The sequence below is a fragment of the Pseudomonas sp. 2822-15 genome, assembly GCF_002742515.1.
Taxonomy (GTDB): domain Bacteria; phylum Pseudomonadota; class Gammaproteobacteria; order Pseudomonadales; family Pseudomonadaceae; genus Aquipseudomonas; species Aquipseudomonas salomonii.
The window spans coordinates 65,435-86,131 of record NZ_LJRY01000174.1 but is presented as its reverse complement, the minus strand read 5'-3'; the positions used below and the strand labels follow the sequence as shown (position 1 = coordinate 86,131).

Below are 20,697 nucleotides of genomic sequence, written 5' to 3'. Positions count from 1 at the left end.
ATGAGGATGGACATCATGCATGCATGTATAGCGAAGGCGGTTTTTCCATTGATGGCGTTGGCGTGGGTGTCGGGCGCACAGGCCGCGACGGTGGCCGGTACGGTCAGCGCCACCCTGGTGCTCACCAGCAGCTGCCAGGTCAACGGCGCCGCAGCCACCGGCGGGATGAGCTTCGGTAACTTGAACTTCGGTACCGCCGACAGCCTGTTCACCGAAGCCGACGGCCAGGTGCTGGGCGGCGGTGGCGGGGCGTTGTCGATTCTGTGTTCGGCGGGTACGTCACCGACGTTGACGGTGTCTGCCGGTGCCCACGATGGCCAGTCCGTGGGCGGTGGCCGCGCGCTGTATGACGGGGTGGCCAACTACGTGCCGTATGACCTGTACACCGACAGCGGCCACTCGACGCTGCTGGCCATCGGCGGGGTGATCAACCTGGCGCCGAGCACCGGCGTGGCCCAGGCCGTGAATATCTACGGCAAGGCCAATGGCAAGGCGGGCTTGCCGGCCGGTACTTACACCGACACGGTTAACGTGACCCTGACGTTCTAAGGGCTATGGGGCGTTCAGGATGGGCGGCGTTGGCGGTGTGCATCGGCTGGGGAGCGCCGCTGTCGCTGTTGGCGGTGACCAGCCAGTCGTTCCAGGTCAGCGCGACGATCACGCCAGGGTGCCTGGTGGTCGGCGGCGGCAGCAATTACGGCAGCCTGGCGTTCGGCACCTATTCGGCGTTGGCCACCAGTATGGCGTCTGTCGCGCTGGCGGGCGGCGTGACCCTGCAATGCACGCCGGGGGTGGCGCTGAGCATGAGTGTCGATGGCGGGTTGCATAACAACAGCGGACGGCGGATGCAGCTCAATAGCGGCACTGCCCAAGTGGCTTATCAATTGTTTCGGGACGCGGCGTTCAGTCAGAGCCTGGGCATCAGCCAAAGCGTGAGCGTGGCCTACAGCAACGCCAACAACATCAGCTTGCCGATTTATGGGCGAGTGCAATTACCGGGTAACCAGCCTGGGGGCATGTACAGCGACACGTTGCAGGTGCAGCTGTCGTGGTAAGGCGAACGGTATAAGGAGTGAGAGCTATGTTTGCAGCTTCCCGGTACGGGTGGGCAGCGGGTTTGAGCGGGTTGTTGATGTTGGCGGCGGGGCAGGCCCTGGCGGCCAGTTCTGTGCTGATCTGGCCGATCGACCCGGTGCTGGAGGCCGACCAACAGGCCAGCGCGCTGTGGCTGGAGAACCGCGGCACCGAGACCGCCAACCTGCAGATCCGCGTGTTTGCCTGGACCCAGAGTGGTTTTGACGAGCAATACCAGAACCAGCGCGATGTGATTGGCAGCCCGCCGGTGGCGAAAATCGAGCCTGGGCAAAAGCAATTGGTGCGTCTGACCCGAACCAAAGACGTGCCGCCCGGCCAGGAACTGGCGTACCGCATCATCATCGATGAGATCCCTTCGGCCACGCCCCCACCGGCGCCGGCGGATGGCAAGACGGCCGCCGCGATCCGCTTCCAGATGCGCTATTCGGTGCCGTTGTTTGCCTACGGCCCGGGCTTGTGGAGCAAGGTTGACGGCACCCGGGACCGCGACCCGAAAACCGCCGGCAAGCCGGATTTAAGCTGGAAAAAAGTCAGCGTGGGCGGGCGCAACTACGTCGAGATGCGCAACCAGGGCGCCGTGCATGCGCGCCTCACCGATGCCACGTTCAGGCAGGGCGGCCAGCCGCGGCCTTTGGTGGAAGGCCTGATGGGCTATGTGCTGCCGGGCGCGACCATGCGCTGGCCGGTGCCGGACGGTTTGCCGGCCGATCAGCCGTTGCAGGTGCGCATCAATGGGGCAACGCAAATGGAGAGCCTCGCACCGACACGCTGACTCAGTGTGGCAGGGCATGGAGTAGGCCCTGGTGTTAAATACGGATGGAGATGTCCATTGATGGACACAAAGCCTTGGTGAGCCAGGATCGGGCTCGATGTCTATGGCGATCGATGTGGGTGGTGGGCGGTTTGTCTGGCTTGGTGCCGGCGCCGCCGGGCTTCGCTGCGCCGTTGCCGCCCCCGCCCAGCAGCATGGAGGCTGTTGCCGATGCGCAGTTGTTCCTGGAGTTGGTGGTCAACCAGATGGACACCGGCCGTGTGGTCGCCGTCAATCAGCGTGCCGGGCAGTTGTTTTTGCCGGCGTCGGTGTTGCAGGAAGTCGGCGTGAAGTTGCCTGGGGATGTGCCTGGGAGCGTGCCTGGCGACATGCCTGGCGAGGTTGCGCTGGAAAGCTTTCCCGGCCTGCACACCGATTACGACAGCCAGGGCCAGCGCCTGGTATTGAGCGTGCCGCCGGCCTGGCTGCCGGAGCAATTTATCGGCAGCCGCAACAACTACCCACGCACCCGGGCGCTGACCAGTTTCGGCGCGTTGTTCAACTATGACGCCTACCTCAACGACACCGACGATGCGGGCACCTACCTCGGTATCTTCAACGAAGTGCGCTTGTTCGATACCTGGGGCACGTTGTCCAACACCGGCCAATACCGCACCACCATTGGCCGGGAAACCGCCGGCAGCAACCTGTACAACGGCTATCGGCGGTACGACACCACCTGGCGATTCTCCGACGATGAACGCCTGTTGACCTATGAAGCGGGCGACGTGATCAGCGGCGCCTTGCCCTGGAGCACTTCGGTGCGCCTGGGCGGCGTGCAGGTGTCGCGGGACTTTGGAGTACGCCCGGATCTGGTCACCTACCCGCTGCCGCAGTTCGCCGGCGAGGCGGCGGTGCCGTCTTCGGTGGACCTGTTTATCAATGGCTATAAATCCAGCAGCGCCGACCTGCAGCCGGGGCCGTACACCCTGACCAACGTGCCGTTTATCAACGGCGCCGGCGAGGCGGTGGTGGTCACTACCGATGCGCTGGGCCGGCAGGTGTCGACCACGGTGCCGTTCTATGTCACCAGTACTTTGCTGCAAAAGGGGTTGTCGGATTTCTCGGTGGCGGCGGGTAATTTGCGTCGCGACTACACCTTGCGCGATTTCGGCTATGGCCCTGGCGTGGCCAGCGGCACTTTTCGCTACGGGATATCCGACGCGTTCACCCTCGAAAGCCATGCCGAAGCCGCCAATGACCTGGCCCTGGGCGGTGTCGGCGGCAACCTGCGGGTCGGTCACTTCGGCGTGCTCAATACCGCCGTCAGCCAAAGCCGGTACGACGGCCGGACCGGTCAGCAACTGAGCCTGGGCTACCAATACAGCAACCAGCGCTACAGCCTGTCGTATCAACGGGTCGAGCGCCGTGAGCAATACGCCGACTTGAGCCTGATCGACACGCCTTACGCCAGCCTCAGCAAGCGCAGTCAGCAGGCGACCTTGAGCCTGAACCTGAATAATTTCGGCAGCCTGGGCGTCGGCTATTTCGATGTGCAGGCGGCGGATGATTCGCGCACCCGCCTGGTGAACCTGACCTGGAGCAAGCCGCTGTGGCGCAACAGCAGTTTTTACCTGTCGGCCAACCATGAAGTGGGTGATAGCAGTTGGGCGGTGCAGGCGCAGGTGGTGGTGCCGTTCGACGTGTACGGCAGCCTCAGCGTGGGCACCGAGCGCAGTAAAACCGGCGAGAGCCTGCAGCGGGTCAACTACAGCCGAGCCGTGCCGGCCGAGGGCGGTGTGGGCTTCAACCTGGGTTATGCCAGTGGTGACGGGCCGGCTTATCGCCAGGCCGACCTGACCTGGCGCCTGCAGTCGGTGCAGTTGCAGGCCGGCGTGTACGGCAGCAGCGACGCCGAAACCCGTTGGGCCGACGCCAGTGGCTCGCTGGTGTGGATGGACAATCAAGTGTTCGCCGCCAACCGCGTCAACGATGCGTTTGTGGTGGTGAGCACCGATGGCGTCAGTGGTGTGCCGGTGCGCTACGAGAACCAGGTGGTGGGCGAAACCGACCGCAACGGGCACTTGCTGGTGCCGTGGACCAGTGCTTACTACCGCGCCAAATACGAGATCGACCCATTGAACCTGCCATCGAACGTGCAGGTGCCCAACGTCGAGCAGCGGGTGGCCGTGCGCCGTGGCAGTGGCTACTTGCTGGAGTTCCCGGTGCGCCAGGTGAGCGCGGCGAGCATCACCTTGGTCGACGCCCAGCATCAGGATTTGCCCCTGGGCAGCCAGGTGCGACACGAGCAAAGCGGCGCGCAGGCGGTGGTGGGGTGGGACGGCCTGGTGTACCTGGAAAACCTGGCGGCCCATAACACCTTGCAAGTCACCTTGGGCAGCGGCCAGACCTGCCAGGCAAGGTTCGAACTCGATACCACCCAGGCCCAGGTGCCACTGATCGGGCCACTGGTGTGCCAATGACATAAGGAGTGTGCGTGTGCGGGTCAAGGAATGGCTGTTGCGGGGCGTGTTGCTGGCAAGCCTGGGCGTGTCGGCGCAGGTACAGGCCGTATGTTCGGTGGTGGCCAGCGTACCGGCCAGCTTTGGCACAACGGTGAGTTCGATGACTGTGCGCACCACCTCCCAGCCCAGTTCGACCACCAATGCCGGCTTCAGCTGCACGCCGGCGGTATTGTCGGTGTTGACCTCCAATGACCATTTTTACGCGACCGTCAGTGGTTCGCCCCAAGGTGGCCTGGTGGGGCCGACCGGTGATGTGATCAACTATACGATCTATGCCAACAACACCACGGCGTTCCCGATGACACGTGGCACCGCCTTCGATTTTGGCGGCAGTGGCGGCATTGCCGCCTCCCTTGGCCTGGTGTTCGGGCCGGGCACCAAAGTCGTGCCGCTGTACTTCGCCACCACCCTTGGCAGCAACGTGGCGTCGGGGGTGTACAGCGAGACCCTGAGTATTTTCTGGAACTGGAACTATTGCTCGGGCATTGGTATTGGCGGAGTCTGCCTGGGCCGTGAGGTCAACAACGGCACCACCACCGTGAACGTCAGCATGACGGTGGTCAACGACTGCCAGATCACCACGCCGCCGATTGCCTTCGGCAGTGCGCCGGTGGTCAGCGCCTTCGCCACCGTCAACGGCCAGGCCAGCGTGGCCTGCACCAAGGGCAGCGCCTACACCGTCGGCCTCAGCGATGGGCAGAACCCGGTGAGCGTGGGCGGGCGGCGGCGGATGATTTCCGGCAGCAACTTCCTCGCCTACGACATCTTCATGAGTGCCGGCACCACGCGCTGGGGCAGCGTGGGCGCCGCGCGGCGGGCCAGCTCAACGGCCGAGATCAACCCCGGCAACGGCTTGGGCACCGGCAGCCAGGTGTTCAACTACAACGCCAAGATCTACACCGACCAAACCACGCCGCCGGGCGGCACCTACATTGATAATGTGGTGCTGGATGTGGGCTTCTAGTAGCAGCATCCGTTGCAGGCCCACGCGGTCAAAATGTGGGAGCGGGCTTGCTCGCGAATGCGGTCTATCAGTGACAGATGAATTGACTGACCCACCGTATTCGCCAGCAAGCCCGCTCCCACAAAAACCTGTCTTGATCGTCTAGAACTTGAGCAAGTGCGTCGCCGCCTGATCCACCGGGCTGACCATCGCATAGTTATACCCGCCATCGGACCAGTAATCGGCCTGCAGCCCATCGGCGCTGCGGCTGCCACGCGGCAGAAAGCCGTTTTCCGGTCCCGGCGGGCGAATGTAGAAGCTGATGCGATGGCCTTGCTGATCCTCATACAACACCATCGCCGCCGCACCTTGCTCAGTGGTGAGCAGGCGCCCGCTCACCGGCTTGAAACCGGCCTGGCTAAGATCGGGCAGGCGATGGGCCTGGTTGAAATAGCGATCCAGCCAGCCCTGCATAGTGCCGCGGTCTTCGGCGTTAAAGTCGGCGGGCATAATGCCGTCCTGGGCGAACAGGCGGAATGCCTGCATGGCATCGGCCATCGGCAACATCGGCGGTTGGGTCGCTTCGCGGGCGTGCCAACCGCCAAGGCCGCCGAGGCCGACCGCGATCAGCAGCACGGCGGCGCTGGCCAGGTGGCGGCGCGATTGATGCCGAATGCGTTGGCGAATCAGCGCCGGGTCGAGGTCGGGGTTGGCCGGTTGCTGCAAGGTCCCGCTCAAGGCCGCGCGCAGGGCGTGTGCATCCTGTTGCCAGGCCTGCACCTGGGCGGCCATTTCAGGGTGGGCGGCCAGCCAGGTTTCAAGCACGCGGCGGTCGCTCTCCGGCAGTTGGTGATCGACATAGGCATGCAAATCGCGTTCGCTGGGGGGCAGGCTGATCATTTGAGTATCCGCAGGGCAGGGCTGGTAATTTCGCCTTCGCTGAGTTGACGCAAGGCCTGGCGCGCACGGGACAGGCGCGACATCACGGTGCCCAACGGCACCGCCAGGATCTCGGCGACTTCCTTGTAACTTAAACCCTCAACCGACACCCATAGCAGCAGTGCACGTTGCTCGGTGTTGAGTTGATCGAAGGCGTGCAGGGTCGATTGGGCCATCACCGTGCGCTCCACTGAAGGTTGCGCATCGTCACGACCGGTGAAAAATTCGAGCATGCGTGCATAACGCCGGCTGCGCCGGTGGGCGTCGAGGAACTGGCGGTAGAGGATCGAGAACAGCCAGGCACGCAGGTCGCCTTCCGGGCGTTTGTCGGCCCAACTGATGATCGCCCGTTCCAGCGTGGACTGCACCAGGTCGTCGGCGCTGCTGGCGTTACGCGTCAGCGACACGGCAAAGCGCCGCAGCCTGGGGATGAGTTCACGTAACGGTTCGTCGAGCGCGTGCATGGGCGTGAATTCTGGTCGGTTGTGCAGAGGAAGACGCCAGCCAACGTAGCTTATTCCATCAGGGGCTGTGAGAAAAATGAGCCTTCTTGTGGGGGCTATCTGCTCTGTATACGGACCTGTAATACCGTTCCCACCGCTCAATCAACCCTCGTAACCGCTGCGAACAATTTCGCGCAGTTCATTGATGAGGGTGTGTGCATGACATTTTCTCCAACCGACAAACAGTTCTTCTCCCGAGACGCTTTGGCTCATTTGCCTGCTGCTCAACGCGTGGTGTTTGAGCAATGGGGCTGTGGCCCTTGGGCCAAGCCTGCCTATGGCAGTGTGCACCATGCGGTCGAAATGCAAGCGGCGTTGACGCCCCAGGCAATCGCTGCAGTGTGGGCAGGACAGCGCATCAGTTATGAACAACTCAATCGTCAGGCCAATCGATTGGCGGTGTGCCTGGTTGAGCTGGGCGTTAAGCGCGGTGACACCGTGGGGCTGTTCGTTGAGCGTTCGATTCCCATGCTGGTCGGGCTGTTGGCAGTGTTGAAGGTGGGCGCCGCGTATGTGCCTCAAGACGCCCGAATCGTGCCGACGCTGCAATTGGGTATGGTCCTGGAATCGTTGACCAGCCCAGTGGTTCTGACCCTGTCGAACCTGGCCGATCACCTGCCGGCGGATGCGGCCCCGCGAAGTCTGTGCCTGGACAGCTTCCTCGCCGAAGAGCCCTTTATCGTCGAGGACAACACCGCCGTATTCGCTGCCGGCGACACCGATGACCTCTGCTTCGTGCTGTTCACTTCCGGCACGACCGGGCGGCCCAACGGCGTGTGTGTCAGCCACCGCAACGTATGCAACATCTTGCTCACGCAGCCGGGGCGGATGGGCATGGCACCGGGTCGTAACGTGGGGCAAATCCTTAACATCGGCTTTGATATGGCGGCCTGGGAAATCCTCGGTTGCCTGGCCCATGGGGCGACCCTGCTGATTCGCGATAAAGACATTGCGCAAACTGCTGCGCAGTGCCACGTGCTGATCGCCACCCCCTCGATACTGGCGAACCTTGACCCCGCGCAATGCCCTGACCTCCAAGTGGTCGCCGTCGCGGGCGAGCCCTGTTCCCAGGTACTGGCCGACCGCTGGGCCGAGCATTGCACCTTCTACAATGGCTGCGGGCCGACCGAGACCACCATCGTCAACACGTTGCACCGGCATGTACCTGGCACGTTGTTGACCATCGGCAAACCGACGCCCAATAACACCGTGTATGTGCTCGACGAGCACGGCCGTGCCTGTGGGCTGGGTGAAACCGGCGAAATGTGGGCCGGTGGCGTCGGAGTCACGGGCGGTTACTTGAACGACACTGCGCTGACCCAGGCGCGCTATCGCCCGGACCCCTTTATGGGCGGGGACGCCATGATGTTTCGCACGCGGGACTTGGGGCGCTGGACCGCTGACGGTCAGTTGGAGCACTTGGGGCGCGTCGATGACCAGGTGAAGGTGCGTGGCTTCCGTGTGGAGCTGGACGCGGTGTCCATGGCGCTGGAGGCCGGCGATGGTTGCCTGCGGGCGGTCACATTGAAGTTGGACAGCCGCACCCTGGTGGCTTTCGTCTCGCCTGCCAATGCGGATATTGAGTCGTGCCGAGCCCGTTGCCGGGAGCGCCTGGCCTACTACTGCGTGCCGACATCCATCTACGCGGTGGAGCATTTTCCGCTGACCGCCCGAGGCAAGATCGACAAGGCCGTGCTGCTGCAACAGGCCATCGCAGCCGAGGTGGCCCAGCATGATTGATGCATTGACCCGTACCGTCGTGCCGCCCAAGCCGGCACTGTGGCGTCGCTGGACCTCACTGCCAGTGTTTTCCTACTACAACCGCCTGGCAGCGCTGGTGTTGATGGTTAATGCGGCGTTTGCGCTGCTGGCTGTCGATTTCCATGCCGTTACGGTTCAAAGGCTTTCGAACCTGGTGTTGATCAACCTGTCGCTGGCAATCCTGATTCGCCAGCAATACCTGGTCAATGCGCTGTTCTGGCTGGCCACTCGCGTGCCTGTCACCTGGCCTTTGCGCGTGCGCCGCAGTGCGGCCAAGGTCTACCACTTTGGCGGGTTGCACAGTGGCGCGGCCCTGGCGGCGACCGCCTGGTTCATGGCGATGGTCGGGATTCAGGTCGCACATTATCTGCGTCGACCCGACAGTGTGTCGTCAGCCTGGATAGGGCTCACTGGTGTGTTGCTCGGCCTGTTGCTGTTGATGGTCATCATGGCGCAGCCGTGGGTTCGCAACCGATTTCACAATGGCTTCGAGCGGGTCCATCGGTTCGCCGGCTGGAGCGCGCTGCTGGTGTTCTGGGCGCTGACGTTACTGGCCTCAAGCGAAACCTCGACCCGCCTGGTACAGAGCGGGTCATTCTGGATGCTGGTGCTGCTGACGCTGAGCATCATCTTGCCGTGGTTGCGCCTGCGCAAGGTCGCCGTTGAACATATCCGGCCTTCCGGGCATGCGGTCATCACGCGTTTTAGCCACACCACGCCCTTCGCGGGGTCCTCCACCGCGATCAGCCGCAACCCTCTGCTGGAGTGGCATTCATTTGCCAATATCCCTGCGCCGGGCGAGGCGGGGTTTCGCCTGATCATTTCCCGCGCCGGCGATTGGACCGGGCGCTTCATCGAAGACTTGCCCAGCCACGTCTGGGTCAAGGGCATCACCACGGCGGGCGTCGCCAATGTCGAAACCTTGTTCACGTCCGTGGTGTACATCGCCACCGGCAGCGGTATCGGCCCGGTGATGCCGCATTTGCTTGCCGCTCAGGTGCCGATCCAATTGATCTGGTCCACCCGCAGCCCGCGCAAGACCTATGGCGATGAGCTGGTCGACGAAATCCTGCGGGCGCAACCCGGCGCATTGATCTGGGACACCGATGAACGCGGCAAGCCGGACCTGGTGCAGTTGGCCTACGGCGCTGTGCAAACCTTCGGTGCGCAAGCAGTGATCTGTATTGCCAACCAAGCGTTGACCCAGCGCGTGGTGCACGAGATGGAAGCCCGCGGCATACCGGCGTATGGCGCGATCTGGGATTCCTGACACCGCGCCATTGAGGCTCGAGATTAATCAGCAGAGGTGTTTATGAATGTAGTAGTAGAACGTCATGGCCGGGTAGTGCTGGTCAGGCTTAATCGCCCGCAGGTCAAGAATGCGCTGAGTTCGGCACTCATGACGGAGTTGATCAGCCGTCTGGAAGCGCTGGACCAGGACCCGCAGGTCGGCTGTTTTGTCATCACCGGTACGCCCGAGTATTTTGCCGCCGGGGCCGATATCAAGGAGATGAGCGCCAAGTCTTACCTGGACATGCTTAACGAGGACTACTTCGTCGGTTGGGAAGCCTTCACCCGCCTGCGCACGCCAACCATTGCTGCAGTGGGCGGCTACGCGTTTGGCGGCGGTTGTGAGCTGGCGATGATGTGCGACATGATTTTTGCCGCCGATACGGCGACGTTTGCCCAGCCGGAAATCAAGCTGGGGGTTATCCCCGGCATGGGCGCGACCCAGCGCTTGACCGGGCTGATCGGCAAAGCCAAGACCATGGACATGGTGTTGACCGGTCGGCCGATGACGGCTCAAGAGGCGGAACAGGCGGGGTTGGTGTCACGTGTGTACCCGACGGCGGATTTGCTGGTGCAGACACTGCTGGTGGCTGCGCAGATCGCCGGGTTCTCGCGCACCGCCACGCGGGCGGCGCGGGAGGCGGTTGAGCAAGCCTTGGAACTGGGGCTACACGATGGCGTGCGCCTGGAGCGCCGACTGTTTCACCAGTTGTTCGCGACGCCTGATCAGCAGGAGGGCATGCAGGCGTTTCTAAACAAACGCCCGGCAGTGTTCAACGCGGTGTAAAAGAGCGCTCGGTTCGCGGTGCATCTGCTCTGAAAAAAACTACAGTGAAAAGGGAATAGACCTACGTGGGACTCGTCTCATAGTTCATTTTCCTTGTGGGCCCGTGCCCCGGAGTTTTTCATGGTAGATCACTCATCGCCGCCACGTGCGCCCCTCAGCACCCTCAGTTTGCTCATCAGGCTGGCGTGTATTGGTGCGGTCGTGGCGTTTGCTGCCGGGGCATTCGCCTACGTCAATGGCACGCTGGACCCACAGCGCCTGCGCCCCAAAACCCTGGTCAATGCCCTGGAAACCAATAACGGCGTGCACCCAGGGTTTCGGCGTAACCATGCCAAGGGCGTGTGTGTGGCCGGTTACTTCGAGAGCAGCCCCGAGGCGCGCACGTACTCGAATGCCCAAGTGTTCAGCGAAGCGAAGACCCCGGTGATCGGCCGGTTCGCCTTGCCCAGCGGCAACCCCTACGCGCCGGACAGCAGTGTGCCGATTCGCAGTTTCGCCTTGCAGTTCAGCCAGGCCAACGGCCAGCAATGGCGCACGGGGATGAACAGCATGCCGGTGTTCCCGGTGGGCACGCCTGAGGCGTTTTACCAGATGCTCAAGGCCGGTGCGCCCGACCCGGCCACCGGCAAACCGAACCCGGCCAGCATGCCGGCGTTTTTTGCCGCGCACCCGGAGACAGCGCCGTTCCTGGCCTGGGTCAAGACTGCCAAGCCATCGGCCAGTTACGCGACTGAAACCTACAACGGCATCAATGCCTTTTACCTGGTAAACGCCGATGGCCAGCGCCAGGCGGTACGTTGGGGCGTGGTGCCACAGAGCCAGGATGCGGCGGGTGACACCGCGCCATCCGGCGCTGATTTTCTCGAAAAAGACCTGGTGCAGCGTCTGGCTTCCGGGCCGTTGCGTTGGCAGCTGAACATCACCCTGGCCAACACCGGTGATCCGCTGGACGATGCCAGCAAAGCCTGGACCGGCGCGCACAAAGTGCTCAACGCCGGCACGTTGGTGCTGCAAAGCAGCCAACCGCAGGCTGACGGTGATTGCCGCGATATCAACTATGACCCGCTGATTTTGCCCAGCGGTATCCAGGCCTCCAATGACCCGCTGCTGGCTGCACGTTCGGCGGCTTATGCCAGTTCCTACGTACGCCGCGCCGGCGAAGTCAGCCCGCTGCACAGTGCCCCTCAGGAGTCGAAACCATGAATGCCCAACCACGGTTTTTCGCGCCTCTGGCTCGCCTGCTGCATTGGCTGATGGCGCTGATGATCATCGCCATGTTGTTTATCGGCGCGGGCATGGCGGCGTCGGTGTCGGAGCGTCACGAGTGGCTGATTCATCTGCACAAGCCACTGGGTATCGCGATTCTGGCGTTGGTGATCGTGCGGCTGGTGGTGCGCTTTTGCCCCCGGCAACCGCCGTTGCCTGCTGACCTGCCACTGTGGCAAGTGCTGGCCGCCAAGGCGTCCCATGTTGTGTTATATGCGTTGATGCTGGTGCTGCCGCTGCTGGGCTGGGCCATGATTTCAGCGGCCGGTGACCCGGTGATGCTCAGCAGCTCGGTGCAATTGCCGGCATTGGTCGCGGCCAATGCACCGTTGTTTGCAGTGCTGCGCAAGGCCCATGGCTACCTGGCCTACCTGTTGTTTCTGACGGTGCTGTTGCACCTGGCGGCGGCGCTGTTCCACGGGTTGATTCGGCGCGACGGTGTGCTGCAAAGCATGACCGGCACCAAAGGCTGATGCCGGGGGGCAGGGCGGGTCAACGCAGGGTGGTGACGATATCGGCCACGCTGCTCAACACGTCCTTGCCCAGTTGTTTGGAGCGCTCACCGGACCAACCGGTTTTCGGGTTGGGTGCGTCGTCGTTGTCCTTGAAGGGCATCTCCAGGGTCAGCGACAGGCAGTCGTACTGCTGGCCAACGGCATTGCAGGCCAGGGTCATGTTGGCTTCGCCCGGCAGGTCGCGGGTGTAGCCTTGGGTGGTCTGGAAGTCGCGGGTCAGGGCGCTCAAGTGCCTGCGGAAGTGTTTTTCCAGCGCTTCGATACGCGGGGTGTAACCGGGGTTGCCTTCGCAGCCGGCAGTGAAGACGTAGGGGATTTCTTCGTCGCCATGGATGTCGAGAAACAGGTCGACGCCGTATTTCTCCATCTGTTGCTGGGCGAACAGCACTTCCGGGCTGAGCGCCTCGCTGGCGTTCTGCCAGGCCCGGTTGAGGTCCTGGCCCATGGCGTTGGTGCGCAGGTGCCCGTGAAAGGCGCCATCGGGGTTCATGTTGGGGATCAGGTACAGGTCGGCGACGGCCAGGAGTTTTTTCAGCTCAGCATCACCGTCCTGTTGCAGGCGCTCGATGACGCCTTCCATAAACCATTCAGCCATGTGTTCGCCGGGATGCTGCTGGGCGATGATCCAGACCTTGCGCTGGCCTTCGCCCCCTTTGCCACGGCGCAGCAACTGGATATCACGGCCCTCGGCGCTTTTGCCGGTGGCAAGCAGCTGGGTGCCGGCGCGGCTCAAGGCCTGTTCGATCAGCCAGTCGTGACGCTTACGGCTGTAGGGTTCAAAGTAGGCGAACCAGGCTTGCTTCTCGCGGGTTTGCAGGCTGATATGCAATGTATCGCCATCAAAGCGCGTGGGCACACGGAACCAGTTGACGTGGTCGTAGGATGCCACGGCGTTGTAGCCGCTCCAGGCGTTTTTGTACGACGAATGGCCGGCGTTGCTTAGTCGGAAGGTGTGGGTGTGGCCCACGTGCATGCCTTCGGCCTTGAAATGAAACCATTGGAAATGTGCGCTGCGGGTATCGGGTTTGATCGCCAGCAACAACTGGTAAGCGTCGCTGGCATCCAGGACCTGGATGTTGCCGCTGTCGAAGTCGGTACTGATCTTGATAGAGGTCAAGGCCACTGTCATGGTCTGGCTGCCTGCGTATGATTGTTGTGGCGGATATCTTACACAGGAGTGAGGCAAAATCTTGGTGCAAAATTGTTGCACGGGGAAGGGGGCGTCGTCCTTGACGCCGCAGCAGCTTAGGATCTATGAGATTGATTCTCAAGCGCTATTTCGCAAAGATCCGGGCTAGAGCGTTCGATCGGCTTTCATTTGGCGATGCTCTTTTGCTACCATGCGCGCCATCAAGCAACACACAGTCTTCATTAGCCTGAAGCCACGCCAGAAAAAAACTGGCAAAAAAAAGACCCGGCCAAAGAGCCGGGTCAAAAACCGTGATTATCCTGATGAGGAGATATTCCAAGAGTCCGACCTAAGGTCCCTTGGTCTATCGACTGATCTCGCGATCAGCTGGGTCCAATAATAATCATTATCATTTGCAAGTCAAATGTTTTTATCCGTGGGATAGAAATATTTTTCTTTGTTGCCTGTCAGGCGTTCGCCTGGGCAGCGGGCACCTGCAATGTCTGCTCCACCATCGCCTTGGCCATATCAATCAAATACACCACCGAAAATGCCAGGTCCCGCTGGTTGCCTTGCCGGCTGCTTGCCGATTCATAGGCGGCGGCCGCTGCACTGCGCAGCAGGTCCGATGCGTGCACCAGGGCGTCTTCCTGGCTGATGCCGGGCCTGATGTCGAAAAAAGCGACGTCAGGCGTGGGCGCCGACACATCTTCTTTCAAGTAATAGTCGAGTGCCCGTTGTGCGGCGCCGCTGCTGCGCAGCGTCAGCAGTTCGTCGGTTTCGGGCGTGCAAGGCAGGTGATTCGGGAGCGTCATCATGGGGGCAATTACTCTGGCTGGACGTTGAAAACCTGCACCCGATAGTAATACGAATCGTATTTATGTCATTTGATGGATTACTACAAACTGTTTATTGTCGTGACCACTGCGCAACGTATGGTCGGCCCCATGGATAACTGGATAGCGTTGGTCAAAGCCAACATGAAAGACCGCAAGGTCACGCAGGATGAACTGGCCGAACGCTTGGGCATGTCCCAGGGCGGCGTCGGCCATTGGCTCAACAAGCGCCGCGTGCCAAGCCTGGCGGACATGAACCGGGTGCTGGCCGAGCTGGGGCTGGGCTACCTGGAAGTCGCCCTGGAGATTCGCGAAAAAGCCGGCGAAGTACCGGCCCTGCAACAACACTACAACCCCTACTTCCGCTACCCGGTCAACGACTGGAAAAGCCTCTGCGAAACCCGCGAAGAGCGCGCCACCTATGGCGCGCCACGTTTTGAACTGACCGATTACCACGCCCAGGGTGACGCCTTCTGGCTGCCCGTGACGGGCGATGCCATGACCGCGCCCAATGGCCTTAGCATCGGTGCGGGCATGATGATCCTGGTGGACCCGGCCATCGAGCCCGAACCTGGCAAGCTGGTGGTCGCCCAGTGGGCCGACAGCCCCCAGGCAACTTTTCGCCAGTTGCTGGAAGAGAGCGGCCAGCGTTACCTGGTACCGCTCAATCCGACGTATCCCAAGCAGCTGTTCACCGACGCATGCCGAATCCTCGGTGTTGTGGTGCAGGCCACGGCGAAATTCTAGTCCGTGGTTTCAAGCTCCACCAGGGCGCTGCCTTCGGCGACCATTTCACCTTCCTGACAAAACAGTGCCTTGACCACCCCGGCGTGGGGCGCGCGGATACTGTGCTCCATCTTCATGGCCTCCAGCACCACCAACTGCGTGCCGGCCTCCACGTGTTGACCGACTTCCACCAGCACCCGCACGATGCTGCCGTTCATCGGCGCCGTGAGGCCACCCTGATGAGCCTGGTTGGCCTCGACTGCAGCAATCGGGTCATACAAGCTGACGGCCTGCATCTGGCCGTCCCAGCGCAGATACAGGATGCCTTCGTTGCGTACCGCCAGATGAGCGCGGCGCACGCCATGGTGTTCGATCAGCAAGTGTTCGCCACGCAACTGCGCGACGCCGTCCTGCACTGTCACCAGCCGGTCCTGCCCGGCGCAGCTCAAATGCAACGATACTTGCGCAGGCAACCCGGCACGAAAACCGCGGGTATCCGCCCACGGGCCATCACCGGCGGGTTGGCTCTGTATAAACGCCGCACCCGCCGCCTGCCAGAACTCATCGCTCAAAGCACCCGGTGCGGGCAGCAGCTCATCCTGATAGCGCGGAATAAACCCGGTGTCGAGTTCAGCCGCCGCAAACGCCGGATGGCCGATGATGCGCCGCAAAAAGCCAAGGTTGGTCTTGATCCCACCGACTGCAAACTCGTCGAGCATGCTCAACAACCGCAGGCGCGCCTGTTCGCGGTCTTCGCCCCAGGCGATCAGCTTGCCGAGCATCGGGTCATAGAAGGGTGACACGTTGTCGCCTTGTTCTACACCGCTGTCGACGCGGCGCCCCGGGCCTGGCGCGCACTCACGGTACAGCGCCAGGTGCCCGGTGGCCGGCAGGAAATCATTGGCCGGGTCTTCGGCATACAAGCGCACTTCAATCGCATGACCGATCAACGGCACCTGGTCCTGCGTGATCGGCAGCGGCTCACCCTGAGCCACACGAATCTGCCAGGCCACCAGATCAAGGCCGGTAATCGCCTCGGTCACCGGATGCTCCACCTGCAGACGCGTGTTCATCTCCATGAAGAAGAACTCGCCACGCGCGTCCAGCAAAAACTCCACAGTGCCGGCGCCCACATAGCCGATTGCCTGGGCCGCACGCACGGCCGCCTGACCCATGGCTTTACGCTGCTCGGCACTCAAGCCCGGTGCGGGGGCTTCTTCCACCACCTTTTGATGGCGACGTTGAATGGAGCAGTCTCGCTCATTGAGGTACAGGCAATGGCCGTGCTGGTCGGCAAACACCTGGATCTCCACGTGGCGCGGCTTGAGCAGGTATTTCTCCACCAGCATCTGCCCGTTGCCGAAGGACGACAGCGCCTCACGCTGGGCCGAGGCCAGGGCATCGGCCAACTGGCTGACGTCCTCGACCACTTTCATGCCCTTGCCGCCGCCGCCTGCCGTAGCCTTGAGCAGCACCGGGTAACCGATACGCTCGCAGGCATCGCGGAAGGTTTCCAGGTCCTGGGCCGCGCCGTGATAACCCGGCACCAGCGGCACCCCAGCCGTTTCCATCAACGCCTTGGCCGCTGATTTGCTGCCCATGGCATCGATGGCCGAGGCAGGCGGGCCGAGGAAGATCAAGCCGGCGGCTTCGATTGCGCGGGCAAAGTCGGCGTTCTCCGATAGAAAGCCGTAACCCGGATGAATCGCCTGGGCGCCACTGGCGTGGGCGGCGGCGATCAGTTTGTCGATTTGCAGGTAACTGTCAGTGGCCTTGCTGCCACCCAGGTCGACCCGAATATCCGCCTCGCGGCTATGGCGTGCATCACGGTCGGTGGCGCTGTGGACCGCCACGGTGGTCAAACCCATGGCTTTGGCGGTGCGCATCACCCGGCAGGCGATTTCGCCGCGGTTGGCCACCAGCACAGTGGTCAGTGTGCTCATGAACGTGGCTCCTGCACTTGCCAGCTGGGCGGGCGTTTTTGCAGGAACGCGCGCAAGCCTTCCTGGCCCTCGGCGCTCACGCGAATCCGTGCGATGGCATTTTCGCAATACCGACGCAGCGCCGGGGTGAGGGCGCCGTTGCCGACTTCGCGCAGCAAATCCTTGCTGGCGCGCATGGCTGCCGGGCTGTTTTGCAACAGGTTGGCGATCCACAGTTCCACTTGCGTATCCAATTCGGTGGCCGGGTAGCTTTCCGCCAGCAGGCCGATGTCGCGCGCACGCTGGCCGCCAAAACGCTCGGCCGTCAGCGCATAGCGCCGCGCCGCCCGCTCGCCGATGGCCTGCACCACGAATGGGCTGATCACCGCCGGGGCCAGGCCGATGCGCACTTCCGACAGGCAGAACTGCGCGTCATCGGCGCCAATCGCCATGTCGCAGCAACTGATCAAGCCCAGCGCGCCGCCGTACGCCGCGCCTTGCACCACCGCCAGGGTCGGCATTTTTAGCTTGGCCAGGTTGTACATCAACTCGGCCAGTTCCCGGGCGTCGTCCAGGTTGGTGTGGTAATCCAGCTCGGCCGATTGCTGCATCCAGGCCAGGTCCGCGCCGGCGCTGAAGTGCTTGCCGCGTGCGCGCAGCACTAAAAAACGCAGGGACGCATCGGCCTGCACCTGGTCGAGGGCGATGATCAGTTCGCGGATCATCTGCGCATTGAACGCGTTGTTCTTGGCTTCACGACTGAGCCACAGCGTGGCGAAACCACGGCTGTCGATGACCAGTTCGAGGGTGTTGAAATCGCTCATGGGGTTCAGCTCCATTTACATGCGGAACACGCCGAAGCGGCTCGTCTCGATGGGGGCATTCAGCGCGGCGGACAGCGCCAGCGCCAGCACGTCACGGGTCTGCTGCGGGTCAATCACACCGTCGTCCCACAAGCGTGCGCTGGAGTAATAGGGGTGGCCCTGGGTTTCGTACTGGTCGAGAATCGGCTGCTTGATCGCGGCTTCTTCTTCGGCGCTGAACGCATTGCCCGCGCGCTCGGCCTGTTCACGCTTGACCTGCACCAGCACGCCGGCGGCCTGTTCGGCACCCATCACGCCGATGCGTGCATTCGGCCACATCCACAGAAAGCGCGGGTCATAGGCACGGCCGCACATGCCGTAGTTACCGGCGCCAAAGCTGCCGCCGATGATCACCGTGAACTTGGGCACCTTGGCGCAGGCCACCGCCGTGACCAGCTTGGCGCCGTGCTTGGCGATGCCACCGGCCTCATACTTCTGGCCGACCATGAAACCGGTGATGTTCTGCAAAAACAGCAACGGAATCCCGCGCTGGCAGGCCAGTTCGATAAAGTGCGCGCCTTTTTGCGCGGCTTCGGCGAACAGAATGCCGTTGTTGGCCAGGATCGCGATCGGGTAGCCGTGCAAGTGTGCGAATCCACACACCAGCGTGGTGCCGAACAGCGCTTTGAACTCATCGAACACCGAGCCATCCGCCAGCCGTGCGATGACTTCGCGCACATCAAATGGCTGCTTGGCATCGGCCGGGATGACGCCGTACAACTCTTCGCTGCTGTACAACGGCGCCACTGGCGGGCGTTGCACTAACTCACCCAGCTTACGCCAATTGAGGTTGGCCACGCTGCGTCGGGCCAGGGCCAGCGCATGTTCGTCGCTGTCGGCATAGTGGTCGGCCACGCCGGAGATCTTGCAATGCACATCGGCACCGCCCAGGTCTTCGGCACTGACCACTTCACCGGTCGCAGCTTTTACCAGCGGCGGCCCGGCGAGGAAGATGGTGGCTTGCTGGCGCACCATGATCGCTTCGTCGGCCATGGCGGGCACGTAGGCGCCACCGGCGGTGCAGGAGCCCATCACCACGGCGATTTGCGGGATGCCCTGGGCGCTCATGTTGGCCTGGTTGAAGAAGATCCGCCCGAAATGCTCGCGGTCAGGGAAGACTTCGTCCTGACGCGGCAGGTTGGCGCCACCGGAGTCCACCAGGTAGATACAGGGCAGGCGGTTCTGCTCGGCGATGGTCTGGGCACGCAGGTGTTTTTTTACCGTGAGCGGGTAGTACGAGCCGCCTTTGACCGTGGCGTCGTTGGCGACGATCATGCATTCCACGCCCTCCACACGGCCGATCCCGGCGATCACGCCCGCCGCCGGCACGTCTTCGCCATACACCTGATGCGCCGCCAACTGGCTGAGTTCCAGGAACGGTGAGCCAGGGTCGAGCAAGCGGTTGATACGCTCACGGGGCAGCAGTTTGCCGCGCGAGGTGTGTCGCTCCTGAGCCTTGGCGCCGCCGCCTTGCTGCACATGGGCGAGCAAGGTGTGCAGGGCGTCGACCTGTTGGCGCATCGCCGCGCTGTTGTCGGCGAACTCCGCTGAACGCGGGTTGAGCTGGGTGTGCAAGATGGCCATGGGGCGCTCCTTCAGCGGGTTTCGTTGAAGAGTTCGCGACCGATCAGCATCCGGCGAATCTCGCTGGTGCCGGCACCGATTTCGTACAGCTTGGCGTCACGCAGCAGGCGCCCGGCGGGGAATTCATTGATGTAGCCGTTGCCGCCGAGAATCTGGATCGCGTCCAGGGCCATTTGCGTGGCGCGCTCGGCACTGTAGAGGATCACCCCGGCGGCGTCCTTGCGCGTGGTTTCGCCACGCTCGCAGGCCTGGGCCACCGCATAGAGGTAGGCGCGGCTGGCGTTGAGCTGGGTGTACATGTCGGCGACCTTGCCCTGGATCAGCTGGAATTCGCCGATGCTCTGGCCGAACTGCTTGCGGTCATGGATGTAGGGCACGATCAGGTCCATGCACGCTTGCATGATCCCGGTCGGGCCACCCGAGAGCACCACGCGCTCGTAGTCCAGGCCGCTCATCAGCACTTTGACGCCGCCATTGAGCACACCAAGGATGTTTTCTTCGGGCACCTCGACGTCATCAAAAAATAGTTCGCAGGTGTTGGAGCCGCGCATGCCCAGCTTGTCGAACTTGTTGCTGCGGCTGAAGCCTTTCGAGTCGCGTTCGACAATAAACGCGGTAATCCCGTGAGCGCCTTTTTCCAGGTCGGTCTTGGCGTAGATCACGTAGGTGTTGGCGTCGGGGCCGTTGGTGATCCAGGTCTTGCTGCCGTTGAGCACGTAGTGGTCGCCGCGCTTGTCGGCGCGCAGTTTCATCGAGACCACGTCGGAGCCGGCATTCGGCTCGCTCATGGCCAGGGCGCCGATGTGCTCGCCGCTGATCAGTTTCGGCAGGTATTTAAGCTTTTGCTCGTGATTGCCGTTGCGGTTGATCTGGTTCACGCACAGGTTGGAGTGCGCGCCGTAGGACAGTGCCACTGACGCCGAACCACGGCTGATTTCTTCCATGCTCACCACGTGCGCCAGGTAACCCAGGCCGGCGCCGCCGTATTCTTCCGGTACGGTGATGCCCAAGAGGCCCATGTCTCCGAACTTGCGCCACAGGTCGGCGGGGAACAGGTTGTCGATGTCGATCTGGGCCGCGCGCGGCGCGATCTCCTTGGCCACGAACGACTGCACCTGGTCGCGCAGCATGTCGATGGTTTCACCGAGGGCGAAGTTCAGGGACGGGTAACTCATGGACAGGCACCTTAATGTGAGCTTTGTTGTTGTGTGGGCGGGACGCGGAGGAGGGCGCTCACCTTTACGTTAACGTAAGCTTGCGTT

The 20,697-nt window shown here is 62.5% G+C and carries 19 protein-coding genes; 11 read left to right on the top strand and 8 right to left on the bottom strand.

The features are described from left to right. The first annotated feature begins 15 nt into the window (after window positions 1–15). The 5 genes from AOA59_RS09255 (at window position 16) to AOA59_RS09235 (ending at window position 5,335) form a co-directional block, all read left to right on the top strand. Window positions 16–549 (top strand): spore coat U domain-containing protein, encoded by a 534-nt coding sequence (locus AOA59_RS09255; RefSeq protein ID WP_099487017.1) that lies wholly within the window; start codon window positions 16–18, stop codon window positions 547–549. Between the two features lie 5 nt (window positions 550–554). Beyond that, entirely contained in the window at window positions 555–1,055 is a 501-nt protein-coding gene (locus AOA59_RS09250; protein WP_099486982.1) for a spore coat U domain-containing protein, read from the top strand. A 26-nt stretch (window positions 1,056–1,081) separates the two neighbouring features. Then, the gene (locus AOA59_RS09245) at window positions 1,082–1,867 is read left to right on the top strand and encodes a molecular chaperone (RefSeq protein ID WP_099486980.1); all 786 of its coding nucleotides are present in this window, start codon (window positions 1,082–1,084) and stop codon (window positions 1,865–1,867) included. Window positions 1,868–1,980: 113 nt separating this feature from the next. After that, window positions 1,981–4,329: a fimbria/pilus outer membrane usher protein gene (locus AOA59_RS09240; RefSeq protein ID WP_371919062.1), complete on the top strand. Its 2,349-nt coding sequence runs from the start codon at window positions 1,981–1,983 to the stop codon at window positions 4,327–4,329. A 10-nt stretch (window positions 4,330–4,339) separates the two neighbouring features. Next, window positions 4,340–5,335, top strand: a complete 996-nt coding sequence (locus AOA59_RS09235; RefSeq protein ID WP_065931084.1) for a spore coat U domain-containing protein — start codon at window positions 4,340–4,342, stop codon at window positions 5,333–5,335. A 141-nt stretch (window positions 5,336–5,476) separates the two neighbouring features. Here the strand turns inward: AOA59_RS09235 and AOA59_RS09230 are convergent, their stop codons facing one another. Beyond that, window positions 5,477–6,214 (bottom strand): anti-sigma factor, encoded by a 738-nt coding sequence (locus AOA59_RS09230; protein ID WP_065931083.1) that lies wholly within the window; start codon window positions 6,212–6,214, stop codon window positions 5,477–5,479. Further along, the gene (locus AOA59_RS09225; protein WP_065931082.1) at window positions 6,211–6,717 is read right to left on the bottom strand and encodes an RNA polymerase sigma factor; all 507 of its coding nucleotides are present in this window, start codon (window positions 6,715–6,717) and stop codon (window positions 6,211–6,213) included. Before AOA59_RS09225 ends, AOA59_RS09230 begins: the two co-directional genes overlap by 4 nt. A 198-nt stretch (window positions 6,718–6,915) precedes the next feature. On the opposite strand from AOA59_RS09225, the gene AOA59_RS09220 reads away from it, so the two are divergent. The 5 genes from AOA59_RS09220 (at window position 6,916) to AOA59_RS09200 (ending at window position 12,333) form a co-directional block, all read left to right on the top strand. Beyond that, the gene (locus tag AOA59_RS09220; RefSeq protein ID WP_099486977.1) at window positions 6,916–8,496 is read left to right on the top strand and encodes an amino acid adenylation domain-containing protein; all 1,581 of its coding nucleotides are present in this window, start codon (window positions 6,916–6,918) and stop codon (window positions 8,494–8,496) included. Next, complete coding sequence (locus AOA59_RS09215; protein WP_099486975.1) at window positions 8,489–9,787, top strand: hypothetical protein; 1,299 nt, start codon at window positions 8,489–8,491, stop codon at window positions 9,785–9,787. The genes AOA59_RS09220 and AOA59_RS09215 overlap by 8 nt, the downstream gene beginning before the upstream one ends. Before the next feature lie 42 nt (window positions 9,788–9,829). Continuing rightward, window positions 9,830–10,594 (top strand): enoyl-CoA hydratase-related protein, encoded by a 765-nt coding sequence (locus tag AOA59_RS09210; protein WP_099486973.1) that lies wholly within the window; start codon window positions 9,830–9,832, stop codon window positions 10,592–10,594. A gap of 120 nt (window positions 10,595–10,714) precedes the next feature. Then, on the top strand, window positions 10,715–11,797 hold the full coding sequence (locus tag AOA59_RS09205) for a catalase family peroxidase (protein ID WP_099486972.1): 1,083 nt from the start codon (window positions 10,715–10,717) through the stop codon (window positions 11,795–11,797). Continuing rightward, window positions 11,794–12,333: a cytochrome b gene (locus AOA59_RS09200; RefSeq protein ID WP_099486970.1), complete on the top strand. Its 540-nt coding sequence runs from the start codon at window positions 11,794–11,796 to the stop codon at window positions 12,331–12,333. The genes AOA59_RS09205 and AOA59_RS09200 overlap by 4 nt, the downstream gene beginning before the upstream one ends. A gap of 19 nt (window positions 12,334–12,352) precedes the next feature. On the opposite strand, the gene AOA59_RS09195 is transcribed toward AOA59_RS09200, so the two are convergent. Together AOA59_RS09195 and AOA59_RS09190 are read right to left on the bottom strand one after the other, a co-directional pair. Continuing rightward, window positions 12,353–13,504, bottom strand: a complete 1,152-nt coding sequence (locus tag AOA59_RS09195; RefSeq protein ID WP_099486968.1) for a M14-type cytosolic carboxypeptidase — start codon at window positions 13,502–13,504, stop codon at window positions 12,353–12,355. Window positions 13,505–13,971: 467 nt separating this feature from the next. Continuing rightward, window positions 13,972–14,322: a DUF6124 family protein gene (locus AOA59_RS09190; RefSeq protein ID WP_065931076.1), complete on the bottom strand. Its 351-nt coding sequence runs from the start codon at window positions 14,320–14,322 to the stop codon at window positions 13,972–13,974. A 129-nt stretch (window positions 14,323–14,451) separates the two neighbouring features. Here AOA59_RS09190 and AOA59_RS09185 point away from each other — a divergent pair, with 129 nt between their 5' ends. Further along, complete coding sequence (locus AOA59_RS09185; RefSeq protein ID WP_065931075.1) at window positions 14,452–15,087, top strand: LexA family transcriptional regulator; 636 nt, start codon at window positions 14,452–14,454, stop codon at window positions 15,085–15,087. Here AOA59_RS09185 and AOA59_RS09180 read toward each other — a convergent pair. Genes AOA59_RS09180 through AOA59_RS09165 form a run of 4 tightly spaced genes read right to left on the bottom strand, consistent with a single transcriptional unit; the run spans window position 15,084 to window position 20,610 of the window. After that, a complete protein-coding gene (locus tag AOA59_RS09180) occupies window positions 15,084–17,009 on the bottom strand; it encodes an acetyl/propionyl/methylcrotonyl-CoA carboxylase subunit alpha (RefSeq protein WP_099486966.1) in 1,926 nt (641 codons plus the stop codon). The two genes, AOA59_RS09185 and AOA59_RS09180, sit on opposite strands and share 4 nt — an antisense overlap. Then, window positions 17,006–17,812, bottom strand: coding sequence for a gamma-carboxygeranoyl-CoA hydratase (locus AOA59_RS09175; RefSeq protein WP_099486964.1), 807 nt, complete (start codon window positions 17,810–17,812; stop codon window positions 17,006–17,008). Before AOA59_RS09175 ends, AOA59_RS09180 begins: the two co-directional genes overlap by 4 nt. Before the next feature lie 15 nt (window positions 17,813–17,827). Then, the gene (locus tag AOA59_RS09170) at window positions 17,828–19,435 is read right to left on the bottom strand and encodes a carboxyl transferase domain-containing protein (protein WP_065931072.1); all 1,608 of its coding nucleotides are present in this window, start codon (window positions 19,433–19,435) and stop codon (window positions 17,828–17,830) included. 11 nt (window positions 19,436–19,446) lie between these two features. Next, a complete protein-coding gene (locus tag AOA59_RS09165; RefSeq protein ID WP_099486962.1) occupies window positions 19,447–20,610 on the bottom strand; it encodes an isovaleryl-CoA dehydrogenase in 1,164 nt (387 codons plus the stop codon). Window positions 20,611–20,697 lie beyond the last annotated feature (87 nt).

What these genes read in the sequence shown, in the direction of transcription:
- AOA59_RS09255 (WP_099487017.1), top strand. Translation starts at nt 16, where the DNA reads ATGCATGCATGTATAGCGAAGGCGGTTTTTCCATTGATGGCGTTGGCG.
- AOA59_RS09250 (WP_099486982.1), top strand. Translation starts at nt 555, where the DNA reads ATGGGGCGTTCAGGATGGGCGGCGTTGGCGGTGTGCATCGGCTGGGGA.
- AOA59_RS09245 (WP_099486980.1), top strand. Translation starts at nt 1,082, where the DNA reads ATGTTTGCAGCTTCCCGGTACGGGTGGGCAGCGGGTTTGAGCGGGTTG.
- AOA59_RS09240 (WP_371919062.1), top strand. Translation starts at nt 1,981, where the DNA reads ATGTGGGTGGTGGGCGGTTTGTCTGGCTTGGTGCCGGCGCCGCCGGGC.
- AOA59_RS09230 (WP_065931083.1), bottom strand. Translation starts at nt 6,214, where the DNA reads ATGATCAGCCTGCCCCCCAGCGAACGCGATTTGCATGCCTATGTCGAT.
- AOA59_RS09225 (WP_065931082.1), bottom strand. Translation starts at nt 6,717, where the DNA reads ATGCACGCGCTCGACGAACCGTTACGTGAACTCATCCCCAGGCTGCGG.
- AOA59_RS09220 (WP_099486977.1), top strand. Translation starts at nt 6,916, where the DNA reads ATGACATTTTCTCCAACCGACAAACAGTTCTTCTCCCGAGACGCTTTG.
- AOA59_RS09215 (WP_099486975.1), top strand. Translation starts at nt 8,489, where the DNA reads ATGATTGATGCATTGACCCGTACCGTCGTGCCGCCCAAGCCGGCACTG.
- AOA59_RS09210 (WP_099486973.1), top strand. Translation starts at nt 9,830, where the DNA reads ATGAATGTAGTAGTAGAACGTCATGGCCGGGTAGTGCTGGTCAGGCTT.
- AOA59_RS09205 (WP_099486972.1), top strand. Translation starts at nt 10,715, where the DNA reads ATGGTAGATCACTCATCGCCGCCACGTGCGCCCCTCAGCACCCTCAGT.
- AOA59_RS09200 (WP_099486970.1), top strand. Translation starts at nt 11,794, where the DNA reads ATGAATGCCCAACCACGGTTTTTCGCGCCTCTGGCTCGCCTGCTGCAT.
- AOA59_RS09195 (WP_099486968.1), bottom strand. Translation starts at nt 13,504, where the DNA reads ATGACAGTGGCCTTGACCTCTATCAAGATCAGTACCGACTTCGACAGC.
- AOA59_RS09190 (WP_065931076.1), bottom strand. Translation starts at nt 14,322, where the DNA reads ATGATGACGCTCCCGAATCACCTGCCTTGCACGCCCGAAACCGACGAA.
- AOA59_RS09185 (WP_065931075.1), top strand. Translation starts at nt 14,452, where the DNA reads ATGGATAACTGGATAGCGTTGGTCAAAGCCAACATGAAAGACCGCAAG.
- AOA59_RS09180 (WP_099486966.1), bottom strand. Translation starts at nt 17,009, where the DNA reads ATGAGCACACTGACCACTGTGCTGGTGGCCAACCGCGGCGAAATCGCC.
- AOA59_RS09175 (WP_099486964.1), bottom strand. Translation starts at nt 17,812, where the DNA reads ATGAGCGATTTCAACACCCTCGAACTGGTCATCGACAGCCGTGGTTTC.
- AOA59_RS09170 (WP_065931072.1), bottom strand. Translation starts at nt 19,435, where the DNA reads ATGGCCATCTTGCACACCCAGCTCAACCCGCGTTCAGCGGAGTTCGCC.
- AOA59_RS09165 (WP_099486962.1), bottom strand. Translation starts at nt 20,610, where the DNA reads ATGAGTTACCCGTCCCTGAACTTCGCCCTCGGTGAAACCATCGACATG.